Origin of the sequence: Bacillus sp. FSL K6-0994, from assembly GCF_038630815.1 — a bacterium.
Classification (GTDB): domain Bacteria; phylum Bacillota; class Bacilli; order Bacillales; family Bacillaceae; genus Bacillus; species Bacillus safensis.
Genome location: NZ_CP152043.1, coordinates 1692185 through 1705254, shown reverse-complemented (window position 1 = coordinate 1705254; position 13070 = coordinate 1692185). Strand labels below are relative to the sequence as shown.

The following is a 13070-nucleotide window of genomic DNA, read 5'->3' as shown; positions in this document are numbered from 1 at the left end:
ATTGACGTTTTGAGGTGCAAAAGATGACGAAGCTATCAAAAAGACAACTCGATATCCTGAAATTCATCAAAGATGAAGTAAAAAGCAAGGGTTATCCCCCATCCGTCCGTGAAATTGGAGAAGCTGTCGGTCTAGCATCCAGTTCAACGGTCCATGGACATTTAGCTAGACTGGAAACAAAGGGCTTAATAAGAAGAGACCCGACAAAACCTAGAGCGATCGAAGTACTAGATGAAGAGGAAATGAATATTCCAAAGAGTGCTGTAATGAACGTTCCAGTCATCGGAAAAGTAACCGCCGGCCTTCCTATCACAGCTGTTGAGAATGTAGAAGAATACTTCCCTCTTCCAGAGACTTTTGCAGCACCAGACGAACAAGTGTTTATGCTTGAAATTATGGGAGAAAGTATGATTGATGCAGGAATTTTGGACAAGGACTATGTCATTGTGCGTCAGCAAAGCACCGCTAACAATGGAGATATTGTGGTCGCCATGACAGAGGAAGATGAAGCGACAGTGAAACGTTTCTATAAAGAAAATACACACTTTAGATTACAGCCAGAGAATCCATCTATGGAACCGATTATTTTACAGAATGTGAGTATACTAGGTAAAGTGATTGGCGTATTTCGAAATATTCATTAAAAAAAGCCGGTATTTCATCAGCTGCTGATGAGAACCGGCTTTTTCTTATGCACAGGAATATGCAAGAATACTTGAACTTGGGAAGGAGCCAAAAGTAAAGTTCGGCCATATAAAGCCAGTTGTTCTGCCAAATGGCTGTGAGGAAAGGACAAACATTAAAAATACTTGACCGTTTCTCAAAAGCACAATCGTCCATCTTCTATTACAGCCCGCTGCAAAATGAACAGCTTGATGGCCTCCTGCACTTTGCGCAGATATAAGCGACTGCATACTTTGAGGCTGAGAGAGTGCTTGCTGATACTGCGAAATGATATGCTGCGGCGGAGCTGGCGGTGCCGATTGCCCGCCTGACCCTTGACCTGGCCAAGTACCTCCTCCAATCGGAAACCCAGGAAAACCTCCAATTTGAGGAATAGAAATCGATGGCAATCCCTGCATCTGCCTATCATATGAGTAACCATTCCACATATCTTCATACGGTTGATACATACGAAACACCACTTTCTTTAGACTTTCATCACGACAGTATATGTCATAAATAAAAAAGAGTGTTAAACGTCTAAATAGAAATTTTTCCAAAAGACGTTTCGTTCTTCTTTAGAACGGTTAAATAATGATTAAGAAGAAAAATAAAAAAAATGAAAACTTTTTGTCTCCCTCAAACGTTATATAATTAGAAACAAAAGAAATAAAAAACATTTAGATTTAATACTTGTAATATCACTGTAATTATTGTAACATTTGTAACATAAGAAGTTTTCATTGAGAAAAGGAGGCAATCGCCTTGAAAAAATTATTTGTTTTATTAACTGCTATTATGCTTATGATCTCATTACAAACAACAACATTGGCCGCTTCCAAGAAATCAGCCGCTTTGACAAATAAAGAAGCGTTACATATTGCCCTTGATGCAAGAGAACATTTTTGGAGTGCAATGTCAGGCTACAAAATTAAAGACCATTCTAATGTCAAATTAAAATCATTTACCTATAAAGATATGACGTACAACTATCTTTCTAAAACATTTGATACAAAGAAAAAATTAAACAGCTACCTATCTCAAGTTTTCACTCCAGATGCCATCAAACATGGTTTAAAAGATTATCAGTTCATTGTTCATAAAGGCAAAATGGCTGTTCCAGTCGGTGATGGAGACAACATGCTCAATTGGGAAAAAGCCACACCTAAACTTGTTTCTAAAAAACAAACGGTCCGCACATATGAATTTACTGTCCCAACACTTGATGGACGCAAAGTAAAACGAACTGTTACGTACGAAAAAGTACAAAAAAATTGGAAAGTCACACAAATTGACGCTGTCATCTAAATAAAAAACCAGGCCTTTCATCGGCCTGGTTTTTATATTGAAGAAAATTCAGTCATTCGGTCCAGCGCGTGAGCAAGTGATGATGCCGTGCGAAATTCATTAAAAGGAAGCCCAAGCTGCACTGCTGTTTGGGCAATTTCTGGTCTAATCCCTGAAATGGTCGTCTCTACTCCAATTAACCGAAGTGACGTGACAAGATCAAAGATTTGATGAGCCACCATTGTATCAATCATGACGACACCCGATAGATCAATACATAAATGCTGAACACCTTTTTGCGAGCACTGATTTAGCGTATTTTCTAAAATAATCTTGGCTCTCGCTGTGTCAATGTCACCTACTAATGGCAATAACGCAATCTGGCTTTTTAGGACAATTACCGGCGAGCTCAATTCATAAATCATATCTCTTTGAGCCACGAGTTTTTCGGTTGTATTTTTCACATATTGCTGGATAAACACATGGATTGAAATATTAAACGCTTCGGAAATTAAATCATACCAATAAAAGATGCGCTCAATATCAATTTCATCTTGACGCTGTTTGATAAATTCTTTTAAGTAATGCAGAACCACTCTTTGATTGGACATGTATTCTCTCACGACATAATCTAATGGTGTATTTAAATGCTTTGGGTCACTGGCTAAATCCTCAGACCATTTTTTAAATTCAGTATGTAAATACGTCTTATCTTCAATAATAGCTCGTATAAAATGCTGGTAATAATCTTGATTCTGCCGTTTTAGCTCAGCTATGATGCTGGAATCTGTTGAACGATATATGGATTCTGGATCATCGTCCTCAATTGATTCATACCATGTTTCAGTCAGCTTCTCTGCATGCTGCATAAAAAAATCGTATAATGCACGGTTCTTATCCATAAGCAAATGTCCCTTCACATTTTCTTCTTGTCAGTCTTTGTACCTTATAGATTGATTGTACCACTGAATCTTTTGACCCTGCTAGCTCGAATAGGCTCTGATGATAAACAAAAGAGCTCCCCACTCAAGGGAGACTCTTTCCGATTTATTTCACAATGAATAATATTCTTTTCCCATCAGGAAACCCGCTGATTTGATGCCCGACCCATGAGCCTGCCCCCCTATTATCAGATGGACTGACATATTGAACGCTTGCGCCTTTTCCTCCCTCAAGACAAACCGCCATTGGCCATTCATCCCGGTCAAAGCCAGGTTTTGTCGGAATTCCTTTTAATGATTCTTGCCTGCGGGCATCTGCTCCATTTCGGTCAATGGTACACACATCTGAATGCCCTTTTCGAATGGCTTCTTGAATATGACTGCCTGTTTCAGGGTACCTTTCCTTTGGAAATTGAACGACATGATCATATCGATCAGCCCCTTTTGCTGCCTGCTTCTCTCCAAATCCGCCAAACAACGTGCCCATCCATATCACAAAACATAAGGCGACAGCAGCGATCCAGCCTCTTTTCATCTTCAAAAGCGTGTGACCTCCTCATCCATCTTCAGCATCATCTTGACTTAAAGGAAATGTGTCATTTTAATGTATGAGTGGTGCGCAGATGACATGAGAAAAAAATGATGAGGCTCTCAATCTCAAATCTCTCAGGTTAGAAATATGAATCCTATCAAATCGATTCATACAAAAAAGCTTGTCCCCTATGAAGGAAACAAGCTCTATTTTTTATTGCGCTTTCGCATAGTTTATAAACTCAACAAAGGCAGCTGTCGCTTTCGGCCCGCCATTTATCGTTCCGTTTGAATACCCAGCGTTATGAACTCCAACGATTTGCTGGTTCTGATCCAGCATGGCAGAACCTGAATTTCCGCTGAATGTATCAATCGTATAGTATGCTAGATTCGTATCTTCTCTCGTCACAGGACCCGACATCTCCCATTGTGACACCTTGCCAGTCGATCTCATTTTATCACCAGGATATCCTGAGATTTTAATGGTTGTCCCAGTCAAGTTTGTCACCTGACGGATGGATCGGTAGCCGACCGTATTGCCAATGTTCGTATCGGTTTTAATCACGGCAAAGTCATATTGGCTTGCACCAGTATTAATATACCCGCTTGGCACATAGAACTCAGTCATTTTTGCTGAACCGTTCACCGCAGTACTATCATTCATACCAGGATATACAGTCCCTTTCTCACTATAGCTTCTCGATGCCGTATTGTACACACAGTGTCCGTTTGTCAAAATTTTGTTAGGAGCAATGAGTGTTCCCGTACAGCTTGAGCCGCCAAATGTAATATAAGCAATCGAATTGTATGGTGCCACTCTTGTATTTGCTACTTTGGTTCTACCATCGTCTCCAATGACGACTTTCGTTTGAAAATCTTTTAAATATTTTGATAGTGGTTTTACTTTTTCGCCAACAGTAGAAGAAAGATCATCCACTTTGTCAAAGGATGAGGGGGCTTTCGTATCATTGTGGAAATCACTTGAAGAAATCACTTTACCATCAGAAGTCACCATGTCATAATCAGACGTTAGTACTGAATCCGATGCGGCATGGGCAAAACTAGGCACACTTAAAGCACCAAAAACGAGAAGAGAAGGGAGTAACATTTTCACCTTTTTCATCATATTCCTCCTTTATGTCCTATATCAAAAATCATACGATTGTTTCATATTGGAGTAAATGAGAGAATATTCTTATTTTTTACAAAATATTTCATTTCCAAATTAGGTGTTTTGTATCTTCCCAATCTTCATTCTATCGATCTCTTTCTATGAGAACAAAAAAAACCGCCTAATAGGCGGTCTTTCCTCTTTGTCAGCTCCACACATCTTTTACATATCTATTGTCATTTGCGAGGGTTGTCAGCCATTTTTCAGCTGTTTCTCTCGAGCATTGTTTCTCGTTTTGATAAAGATCGATCAGTGTAGCCTCTACATCTGGGGCCATAACTTTTCCGTCTCCGCACACGTACAGATAAGCACCTTGATCAAGCAATTCGATCAGCATGCCGCCGTCTTCTTTCAACAAATGCTGGACATATACTTTTTGCTCATCGTAACGAGAATAAGCGCGATGGATATGGACAACTCCGTTTTGCGCTGCAAGCTGCATTTCATCATAATACAGATCATCTTCCTGAGGGTGACGGCAGCCAAAATATAGGTGGGCTTTGCCTAGCTGCTTCCCTTCCTTCTGCCACACTTCTCTTGCCTGAACAAATCCTCTAAATGGAGCGATTCCTGTACCTGGTCCAATCATAATCATCGGTATGTCTGATGAAGGGGGCAGCTGGAATCCGTCTTGCGCTTCATGCAGGAAGCAGGCTACTTCTTCCCCTTCTTTCAGACCACATAAATAGGTTGATGCGACTCCGGCATATTCTCCGCTTCCGCTCCATGCTTTACCTTTGACAACCGCCACTGTGATACTGACTTTTTCTTCATCTACCTTTGGCGAGCTAGAAATCGAGTAATAACGCGGCTTCAAACCTGGTAAAAGCGCCAAAAAGTGCACAAACGGCAGCTCACACGCTTCATATTGATCTAATAAATCCAGCATGGTTACTCGTTTCTTTAAGATGGCTTCTTGATATGCTTCACCAGCCATTTGTTCAAGCTCCACGCGGTGAGGCGGACATACAGTATGTGCTGCGAGCTCTCTTAACTGTGTACGTGTTGCAGGCTCTTGAAGCTCAACATGCGAGGCAAGTAATTCTTTGATTGGAATCGGCTGATCTAATGGTAAATGACTTGCCTCTTTCTCAGATGAAAGCTTAATGTGCTGTTCAGGATCTAGTTTAAAGCGGCGGGTCACACGCTGAACGAGTGCATCACTATTTTTCGGTACAATCCCAATATGATCGCCTTCTTTGTATGCTTTTCCAGCAGGTAATTTTAATTCAATATGTCTTGTCTGCCGTGTGCTTTTTTCTGATTGTAATTCTTCATTTTTCAATACAACAGCTGAAAAGGCATCATATATTTTAGCTACAGGACGTTCCACTAGCTCATTAGTATAAGCAAATGATAGGTTTGGTTTTTCCTTACCTTTTTCTTTGAAGGTGAGCTTAAATTCTTTTGCAAGCTGTTCGAAGACAGTTTTCTGGAAGATTTCTTTATCCTCATCCATATCACCGCCTGCATCGCCTTCACCTATATCCGTTACACGCTTCGCCCCTTTTCTTTCAAGTGCTTCATCAATCAGACGAGGAATACGCTGGTACGTACTCGCCCAATTTCGATCTCCGCATCCAAAGACCGCAAATATCACGTTTGATAAATCCTGCTCCTCATCCTGCGCCAGCCAATCCACAAATTGCTTCGCATTGTCAGGTGGATGTCCGTTGTATGAAGCGGTCACGATGAGGACAGCACCTGTATCTGGCAATTGGCGTGTAAAGTCATCAAGCGGTGCAGTGGTCACATCAAACCCTTTTGCTTTCCCGTCTTCAGCCAATTCGTTCGCTATTTGCTTTGCTGTGCCAAGATTTGATCCGTACAAAACTAGCAGCGGTGTACCGTGACTCGCCACTTTTGACTCACTAGAATTGGTGTTTTTCTTCGGTTCTTCCTTCGGTGGTGCCATAAAGAATTGCTGCTTCCTTGGCCGCACTTTGATTTTAAAATCGTTAGGTTTAATTGTGAGAGATTCTTTTAAATCTAGCTCATAAGATGTGTGATCAATTAACTCTAAATTGTGCAGAACCATCGCGAGAACCATCGTAGCTTCATGCAGGGCGAACTGCATACCGATACATGCACGCTGGCCATTTCCGAACGGTTTATAGGCATGCTGCGGAATTTTCTCAGGGTGCATAAACCGCTCTGGTTTAAAGTCTTCTGCATCCTCTCCCCATACCGCTTGATCACGGTGTAGTTTAGGGAGCAGAACAGAGACACTTTGATTCTTTTGAATCGGATATTTCCCCCCGATTACTGTGTCCTCTTTCGCATAAAGAGAGAACGTAGGCGCTGTTGGCCAGAGGCGGAGAGCTTCATTTAACACCATACGAGTGTAGCTTAGCTTTTGCACCTGTTTAAATGCCGGAAGCCCGCCCTGCAGCACCTCATCTGCTTCCTGGACGGCTTTCTTTAATTTCTCTGGATTCTTCAGTAAGAAATAAATCGCAAATGATAGCAGCCCGCTTGTTGTTTCGTGTCCTGCAATTAAGAAGGTGATGATTTGATAACGGATATTTTCATCGGATAAACGTTCACCTGTTTCAGGGTCCTCTGCATGCAGCATAAGAGACAGTAAATCATCGCCCGTTTTATCTTGTTTTCTTCGTTCCTGAATAATGTCATCTACTAATTTCTTCATAAAATCGACATGCTGGTCAAATTCTTTTCTTCTTTTGATCATCAGTTTATCTGCAATTGGCAATCGGCTCGACTGCTCCATTGCTTCATTTAAGCCTTTCAGCATGCTGTCGATGAACGGATGCTGATTTTCTTTATAAAAGCTGTTAAAGCGAAAATCAAAACCGCAAAGGCCGATTGTATCTAAAGTCAGCTTTGTCATATCCTCAGCTACTTCAATTTCTTCATCGCGGCCTGTTCTTTGCCATTTTTGCACAAGCTGAGTGGCAATATCGAGCATCATTTCATGATAGCCCTTCATGGCCTGCTGGCTGAATGCAGGCATCAAAATTTGATGCGCCTTTCTCCAGTTCGTTTCTTCTGTCCAGCTTGTAAATAGTCCATCCCCTGAAAATGCTCTAACTTTACTCAGACTAGTCCCAATATATTTATCAAAACGGCTCTCGTCACATACTTCTTTGACAAGTTCATGGCTGGAAACAAAAATACTTGTTGCATTTGAAAATTCAAACTGAAAGATCGGTCCTAATTCATCTGCCAGCCGCCAAAAGGTTTGAGAAAGCTCTCCCTTTTTTATATGGGGAATATTTTTAAAAGGTCCGTATGTTTTTGGTTTTGGAATGATTGATGTTTGCTTCATATGCCCACTCCCTTTATCTCTTTAAGATGCAACGCTGATGGCGCGCCATAAACATTGCTCAATATCCTCTAAAAAATCAATCGTTGGCTCTATTTCTTCTGCAAGAATTTGTTTATGCAACTGCACGAAGGCACCAAATACAATAGATAAAATGGTTCTGCCTGAGAGATTTGGATGTATTCCATCCTTTTTCCCTTCTTCAAAGATAAGGAATAGCTCATGTAACAAATGCTGCATTTTCTCTTTGCTCGTCTCGTCTAAGTAATGAGACCGTTTATCAATCTCTAAGAAATACAGGCCGCTTGGATTCTCCTTTGTAAATAAAACCAAGCAATAAAATACATGCTTAAAGTACGCCCGGATACTTAACTTTGGATCTGGACTGTTTGTGTTCATTTTTTCGATAAATGCTGAGAGACTGCGCTGGTACAAAATATTGACGAGCGCCTCCTTGCTGTCGAAATAACGGTAAATGGTGCCCGCTCCGACGTTTGCTCTTTTTGAAATCATCGGCATTGTGGTGCCGTCAAAGCCTCGTTCAATAAATAGTTCCAGCGAAGCCTTCATGATCTGTTCTTGTTTATCAGTCACTGCTGGCATTTCATCCCCTCCTTATAAAAATATAGGAATGAACGTTCATTCCGCCTTCGGTATATTATATTAATATTTTAATTTCATCTATTTATACTTAAACATACTTATTTTAATCCGTCATCACATTTTCTGAAAATAATAATAATTAAGAAATGCTACCTAGTCGTATGATACCCAAAGGACTTATAAAGATTGTCAAATGTGTGTCACACAGGTGTCATCAGCACTACACATTCATTCCTGATCGATTGGAGAATGAATATGGTCGTCATATGTATCAATATATAAGTTTCCATTACTTGAACGGACAGCATAAACAATGTCCTTTAAGGACAGCTGCCTTTTTTTAAGCTCTTCTTCTATCCATTGCTCTGTTAATTGATTTTCTTGTATGTTCTTTTGGATGAGTTTCCCGTCCATGATGACTTCAATCGGCATGTAACACTCTGCCTCCATGAATAAATGAAGGTCTTTCCGCGTGACTTTTTCAAACAAAGGGTATTTTTTCACTGACATATGCCCATCTGTTTCAATCATCGCAAATTCAACTTCGCTAATATCAAAGATGTCTTTTTCTCTCAGCTGTTGATTTAAATAATCAAGGGTATATCTCATCCCTTTCATATTTCCTTCAAGAATTTTTCCATTTTGTATGACAAGGGTTGGTTTACCAGCCATAAACCCTCTCATCGTCCGGCTTCTTAATGCAAGCAGGGAAATCACATAAATAATCATGACAAGTGACACAAAGGAAATCGTTGTGTGCTGAAGCGGGAGCGTTGTATTAAACGCCAGGTTCGCTGCAATTGAACCTAAGCTGATGGCTGCTATAAAATCAAAAATATTCATTTGCACAATGGTTTGTTTTCCTAAAAGACGTGCTCCTCCAAATAAAATTGCAAAAGCAAACATCGTCCGAAGAATGACTTCAATATGGTCAGGCATGCAAGTGTCCACCTTTCAATTGCATCAAAAAAAGCCTTTTCCTTAGAAAAGACTCTTTGTTAGACTATGCATTTATCCCATCATTATTCAATTGGGCAGTACCGCTTTGTTCAAATTGTGACCGCAGTTCAATAATTGAACTATTCCTCACATGATCTGCTTCTTGCTCAAGAAGCCACGTATAGAACCTAGCTTGCTCCGCTGTCTGCAACGCCTGCATATATTTTTGCGAGGAACGCTTCTCTGCAACGCGCTGCTTTATCCCGCGCATCTGCTTCCAGAATTGATAATAAGGAAGCTTGAGTTTGGTCATAAAGCCGCGAGCATCCTCAATGACATATCCCTCTTCTTTTATTGTGTCATCATGAGAGACCGCCTGATACCATTTATAAAAAGACGTCCAATCATGGAAAACAGCCACTTCCTGCTTACAGGATATTCCCAGCTGTTCACTTAATCTTTTCACTTCAGCGAATGGTGCCTTTTCATAGCTTAACTGCCGCTTCACTATATCGAGTAAAATGAGTTGATCTTGTTCATATGTGATAATATGCGGATCTTTTTCTGGCAAAATGACTTCAAACACAAGAGATACATGGTGGTCACGGACGTATGATTTGATGTAGTCAGCCTGCACATCACCGAAGGTTTTAAAAAATAGCTCTTCGACCCAGGAAGCATGCTGATTTTGTTTCACATGTGATGTATACGATTTGGACGTAAACACCAATTCATCTTCCATTTCGTTATACCCAACAGTGCCTAAGTATCCATTTGCTTTATCATATACGGCGACAGGGAATTGAAGATGGTTCACTAAATGCTGCATTCTTGTCTCCGGACGCTCATCAATGTTAAAAAATTTATTATAGCTTCTAGACACAATCTGCTTTGAAACCATATTGACAAACAAACCTCTTGCCTTCACATTCACATCATCCCACTGACGTTCACTAAAAGCCTTTTTCGTAAAATTAAAAGATGAAATATGGTGTGGAAGCTTTAATTCCTGTACGTATTCATGCTGATCTAAATGAGCTAAAAAGTCATCCAGTGAAATATCTGGCTGAACAGCAGCCGATTGTTTTTTCTCAGAGGCTCTGTAGACTGGATTGTCAATTTCATGAGTCTCAATCCCGTCAGCTGTGATTTTCAACACCCTCAGCTGCCCCCCAAATTCAACCTGGCCTTCTAGGTTATAAGATCTTTCCGCTGCGTGAATAGGCAGTCTGTATAAATTGCGATGCCCGTGAATTTGGATGATATCCAGCCCAGCTGTGTTTTGAACAAATAAGTGATCAATGTCATCTGAATATTCTCCTACGCCGTGAATGAGCTGCTGTGTTGAGACATGAAGAAGCTCTTTCGGCAAATGAGCAAGTCCGCCATGGGTAACAAGAAATGTCTGATCATGGTACGTAAAATAAGTCAGCTGATGAAAGGTTCTGACAAACTTTCGTACTTCCTTCAAATCAAAGTCTGCTGCTTCAATTTCAGGCGCAGTATGCCTGTTAAACATATTGCTTCTGACTTTTTCACCATGTGCAAATCGGTATAAATGCTGATCATGATTGCCTTCAATGACGATGACATTCCGGCATTCTCTATGGGCGAGCATCCAATCTAATACTTCTTTGTTTTCTATTCCCCTATCAAGTAAATCCCCTGTAAAGATATAAAGTTCGTTTTCTTTGATGTCTCCTTGCAAATAGGTGGTAAGTGCGGTGTAACAACCGTGAATATCTCCGAAAACATGAATGGCCTCATATTGATCAAAGGATCGAGGCTGATAGGTCATCACTTGCGGATATTCCTCCGGCTGCAAAACAGTCACCCATGACGGGACCTTTTCTGTTTTTAACCGCTCGTTCATTTGATACAAAACAGATTCCCGCACCACTTTGTGAGATTCACGTGAGCGATTTTGCAAAAGAGCTGTTTCAAGGGGCACCTGCGTGAAATCGACGACATATACCCTGTAACGATACGAAGTCGCTAAAGACTTATATTGAGAAATCGATTTACTTGAAATATGTGTCGCATCAATCACAGTAAAGTCTCCACGTTCCATACGGGCCGTGAGTAGATCGAATAATAAAGACCAAACTTTGTGGTCATGCTTGCTTGAAATGTCTAGTTTCCCATTGACTGATAGCTGCGGCGGCTGCGTCAACAGCCGGATTTGATCCGCTGATAAAGTGTAAGGCTCTAAGCCTTGTTCTTTAATCCATGTTGATTTACCTACGCCTGGGAGACCTCGTAAAAGGACTAAAGTTCTCATATTGGTTCTCCTTTAATGAGTGATATTTTACCTATTATAGATAAATTATGGATAAATCTCAATCTTTTATTGATTATGGTAATATATAGATAGAAAAGGAGGTTTTAAGCATGCCTAATGGCGAGAATATGGCATTCAACATGGGAGATCTTCTATTTCAAGTGTTCTCTCTTCTATTCATTGCCTTTATTGTGACAATCATTGTCATCGCGTTTCGCATAATCAGAAGAAAACGAATGGAATTGAAAAAAATCGAGGCAAGATTAAACAAAGTGATTGAAAAAAACGATTTAAAAGAGTAAAAAATCCGGGCGTTAACCGGATTTTTTTGTTTTCATCACGATTCCTTGACGCTGCTGCATCAAAAAGAAAAAGACGCCTAAAAGAACAAGCAGGCCGCCAAGCATTTGAAGCAGTGTGACTTTTTCTCCAAGCAGCCATACAGCAAGGATCGTTGCCCCAACAGGTTCACCAAGAATACTCATTGAAATGGTCGTCGCATTCACATAGGTTAAAAGCCAATTATTAATGACATGAGACATGGTGGGAATGATGGCGAGCAATAAAAAGATTCCCCACTCTTTACCCGGATAGCCTGTGAAAGGGGTTTGCTGAAGCAGGTTGAATAAAATTAAAAAAAGACCGGCAAAACCAAATACACAAAAACTATAAATCCAATGAGATATTTTTCTTACAGCCTGTTGGCCTATTAACAAATAACAAACAACAGCAATCACACTCAAAAAGGATAAAATATCTCCTAAGATGGCTTCCTTGCTATGACCAATATCTCCCCAGCCTATCATGAGGGCACCAACAATCGCTGCACACATCGTCAATAGAGCAGACATTGTTGTTCGTTCACGGAAGATGAGGAATCCGCCTAATAAGGAGACCATCGGCTGAAGGGCGATAATAATGGTAGAGCTTGCCACTGTCGTCAGCTTCAGTGAGCCAAACCACAACACAAAATGGAGCCCTAAAAAGAAGCCTGACATACATAAGAAAAACCAGTCTCTTCGCTTTATCGAGAGAAATTCTTTTTTTCTTGGCAGGATAAACGGCAGCATGAGAGCCGCCGCAAAGATCATTCGATACATACTTAAAATAGCAGCAGGTGCATTTGACCATTTCACAATAATTGCAGAAAACGAAATGGCAATAATTGAAATCACAAGCGGTAGTGCAATTGATTTCGTTTGAGCAGTTGTCTTCATTTCCATTAGCAGCTTCCTTTACATCAGCAGTAGATGAGCAGTTCATCTTGTATGTCGTCATCTTACTATGTCCATTCACCTAGTGGCAAGATGATTTTTTAAAACTGGCGTGAGCTTTTTGGATGAAAAAAAGACTTTCATGACGAAAGCC

General features: G+C 40.5%; 12 protein-coding genes. 3 read left to right on the top strand and 9 right to left on the bottom strand.

The features are described from left to right. The first annotated feature begins 23 nt into the window (after positions 1-23). A complete protein-coding gene (gene lexA, locus MHB69_RS08665; protein WP_034283422.1) occupies positions 24-644 on the top strand; it encodes a transcriptional repressor LexA in 621 nt (206 codons plus the stop codon). A gap of 45 nt (positions 645-689) precedes the next feature. On the opposite strand, the gene MHB69_RS08660 is transcribed toward lexA, so the two are convergent. After that, entirely contained in the window at positions 690-1133 is a 444-nt protein-coding gene (locus MHB69_RS08660; protein ID WP_034283419.1) for a hypothetical protein, read from the bottom strand. 295 nt (positions 1134-1428) lie between these two features. Here MHB69_RS08660 and MHB69_RS08655 point away from each other — a divergent pair, with 295 nt between their 5' ends. Next, on the top strand, positions 1429-1971 hold the full coding sequence (locus MHB69_RS08655; protein ID WP_024425127.1) for an IseA DL-endopeptidase inhibitor family protein: 543 nt from the start codon (positions 1429-1431) through the stop codon (positions 1969-1971). 32 nt (positions 1972-2003) lie between these two features. Here the strand turns inward: MHB69_RS08655 and MHB69_RS08650 are convergent, their stop codons facing one another. From MHB69_RS08650 to MHB69_RS08620, 7 genes are all read right to left on the bottom strand, one after another. Continuing rightward, positions 2004-2852, bottom strand: a complete 849-nt coding sequence (locus tag MHB69_RS08650) for an STAS domain-containing protein (protein ID WP_342496180.1) — start codon at positions 2850-2852, stop codon at positions 2004-2006. Between the two features lie 145 nt (positions 2853-2997). After that, positions 2998-3378, bottom strand: a complete 381-nt coding sequence (locus tag MHB69_RS08645; RefSeq protein ID WP_051149980.1) for a NucA/NucB deoxyribonuclease domain-containing protein — start codon at positions 3376-3378, stop codon at positions 2998-3000. Positions 3379-3636: 258 nt separating this feature from the next. Then, complete coding sequence (locus tag MHB69_RS08640) at positions 3637-4545, bottom strand: trypsin-like serine protease (protein WP_024425124.1); 909 nt, start codon at positions 4543-4545, stop codon at positions 3637-3639. A gap of 193 nt (positions 4546-4738) precedes the next feature. Beyond that, positions 4739-7882 carry a bifunctional cytochrome P450/NADPH--P450 reductase gene (locus MHB69_RS08635; RefSeq protein WP_342496179.1) on the bottom strand — a complete coding sequence of 1048 codons (3144 nt, stop codon included), beginning with the start codon at positions 7880-7882 and terminating at the stop codon, positions 4739-4741. Positions 7883-7903: 21 nt separating this feature from the next. Continuing rightward, entirely contained in the window at positions 7904-8482 is a 579-nt protein-coding gene (locus MHB69_RS08630) for a TetR/AcrR family transcriptional regulator (protein ID WP_034283407.1), read from the bottom strand. Between the two features lie 228 nt (positions 8483-8710). After that, positions 8711-9421 carry a DUF421 domain-containing protein gene (locus MHB69_RS08625; protein WP_342496178.1) on the bottom strand — a complete coding sequence of 237 codons (711 nt, stop codon included), beginning with the start codon at positions 9419-9421 and terminating at the stop codon, positions 8711-8713. A gap of 64 nt (positions 9422-9485) precedes the next feature. Continuing rightward, positions 9486-11702 (bottom strand): RNA ligase, encoded by a 2217-nt coding sequence (locus MHB69_RS08620; protein ID WP_342496177.1) that lies wholly within the window; start codon positions 11700-11702, stop codon positions 9486-9488. A gap of 110 nt (positions 11703-11812) precedes the next feature. On the opposite strand from MHB69_RS08620, the gene MHB69_RS08615 reads away from it, so the two are divergent. Further along, the gene (locus MHB69_RS08615) at positions 11813-12004 is read left to right on the top strand and encodes a hypothetical protein (RefSeq protein ID WP_081124440.1); all 192 of its coding nucleotides are present in this window, start codon (positions 11813-11815) and stop codon (positions 12002-12004) included. Between the two features lie 12 nt (positions 12005-12016). Here the strand turns inward: MHB69_RS08615 and MHB69_RS08610 are convergent, their stop codons facing one another. Next, positions 12017-12925, bottom strand: a complete 909-nt coding sequence (locus tag MHB69_RS08610; protein WP_034283398.1) for a DMT family transporter — start codon at positions 12923-12925, stop codon at positions 12017-12019. Positions 12926-13070: the final 145 nt, after the last annotated feature.

What these genes read in the sequence shown, in the direction of transcription:
- lexA (WP_034283422.1), top strand. Translation starts at nt 24, where the DNA reads ATGACGAAGCTATCAAAAAGACAACTCGATATCCTGAAATTCATCAAA.
- MHB69_RS08660 (WP_034283419.1), bottom strand. Translation starts at nt 1,133, where the DNA reads ATGTATCAACCGTATGAAGATATGTGGAATGGTTACTCATATGATAGG.
- MHB69_RS08650 (WP_342496180.1), bottom strand. Translation starts at nt 2,852, where the DNA reads ATGGATAAGAACCGTGCATTATACGATTTTTTTATGCAGCATGCAGAG.
- MHB69_RS08645 (WP_051149980.1), bottom strand. Translation starts at nt 3,378, where the DNA reads ATGGGCACGTTGTTTGGCGGATTTGGAGAGAAGCAGGCAGCAAAAGGG.
- MHB69_RS08640 (WP_024425124.1), bottom strand. Translation starts at nt 4,545, where the DNA reads ATGAAAAAGGTGAAAATGTTACTCCCTTCTCTTCTCGTTTTTGGTGCT.
- MHB69_RS08635 (WP_342496179.1), bottom strand. Translation starts at nt 7,882, where the DNA reads ATGAAGCAAACATCAATCATTCCAAAACCAAAAACATACGGACCTTTT.
- MHB69_RS08630 (WP_034283407.1), bottom strand. Translation starts at nt 8,482, where the DNA reads ATGCCAGCAGTGACTGATAAACAAGAACAGATCATGAAGGCTTCGCTG.
- MHB69_RS08625 (WP_342496178.1), bottom strand. Translation starts at nt 9,421, where the DNA reads ATGCCTGACCATATTGAAGTCATTCTTCGGACGATGTTTGCTTTTGCA.
- MHB69_RS08620 (WP_342496177.1), bottom strand. Translation starts at nt 11,702, where the DNA reads ATGAGAACTTTAGTCCTTTTACGAGGTCTCCCAGGCGTAGGTAAATCA.
- MHB69_RS08615 (WP_081124440.1), top strand. Translation starts at nt 11,813, where the DNA reads ATGCCTAATGGCGAGAATATGGCATTCAACATGGGAGATCTTCTATTT.
- MHB69_RS08610 (WP_034283398.1), bottom strand. Translation starts at nt 12,925, where the DNA reads ATGGAAATGAAGACAACTGCTCAAACGAAATCAATTGCACTACCGCTT.